Below are 1,065 nucleotides of genomic sequence, written 5' to 3' on the forward strand. Positions count from 1 at the left end.
CTTCGGCCCGCGCCAGGCGGCGGATCTCCACCGTCACCTGGTCGGCCAACTCACGCGTAGGGCACAGCACCATGGCCTGCACCGCAAACCAGCGCGGGTTGAGCTTGGCCAACAGCGCCAGCGCAAACGCTGCGGTCTTGCCGCTGCCAGTCTGCGCCTGGGCAATCAGGTCCTTGCCAGCCAGGGCAATGGGCAGGCTGGCGGCCTGGATGGGCGTCATGTCGGTGTAGCCCAGCTGTTGCAAGTTGGCTAAAGTGGCGGGTTTCAATGCCAGGCTGGCAAAGCCGGTCGAAGGGGAAGCGGCGGGCGCAGAGTTCTTGAGAGTCATACCCGATTATCGGTGCATGGCCCCGTGCTGCGAGCCCATCGGTCGTCCTTTGCAATGGGAACGCACGCGGGCTTGAAACCAGGGATGCGGCCCGCCGTCGTCCGTGGTCTTGGCGGTTGTACCCATCACCGGCTACCGCTCCCTCGCGAGCCCTGAAGGCGCACTCACGGGTAAACACTTAGTAATATTTTCCCACCAGGAGGGAATCAAAGTTGATCGCGTACGCTCTTGTACGCAACTATGTTTCAATCCGCCGAATCTCTCTACAACAGCTGGGTGCGCGAGCATTACCGCTTTTTGCTGCGCAGCGCCTGGGCACTGACCGGCTCGCGCACTCTGGCCGAGGATGTCGTGCAGGACTGCTTTGCCAGTGCCTGGAAGCACCGCAGCCAACTCAAGCAGAGTGAGCTGGCCCGTGCCTGGTTGTTCCGAATCATGCGCCGCAGCGCCTTTCGGCACCTGGCGCCCGGTCCAATCTCCTTCGATGACGAGGCGATGACCGAGCAAACCTGCCCCGACGCCCAGCTGGATGACAAGCTGGACGTGGTAAAGGCCTTAGCCCGCCTTGCGCCGATACACCGCGAAGTCCTGGTGCTGTATTACTTTGACGACATGCCCACCGCCCAGATGGCTGAAGCGCTGGAAATTGCACCGGGCACGGTGTTGTCGCGTCTGGCACGCGCCCGTGATGCGCTCAAGAACGTCCTGTGCGGCAATGCCTCGATGCTGGCGAAGGT

The 1,065-nt window shown here is 62.5% G+C and carries 2 protein-coding genes; one reads left to right on the forward strand and one right to left on the reverse strand.

Annotated elements, in window-relative coordinates; genetic code table 11:
- The coding region (locus tag AC097P_RS24850; protein WP_479613083.1) for a DEAD/DEAH box helicase at positions 1–328 on the reverse strand (328 nt) is incomplete at its 3' end.
- 240 nt (positions 329–568) lie between these two features.
- Between AC097P_RS24850 and AC097P_RS24855 the strand changes: the two genes are divergently transcribed.
- A partial coding sequence (locus tag AC097P_RS24855) for an RNA polymerase sigma factor (protein WP_479613084.1) occupies positions 569–1,065 on the forward strand: 497 nt, incomplete at its 3' end.

The organism is Rhodoferax sp. ZS1R8, assembly GCF_056521325.1.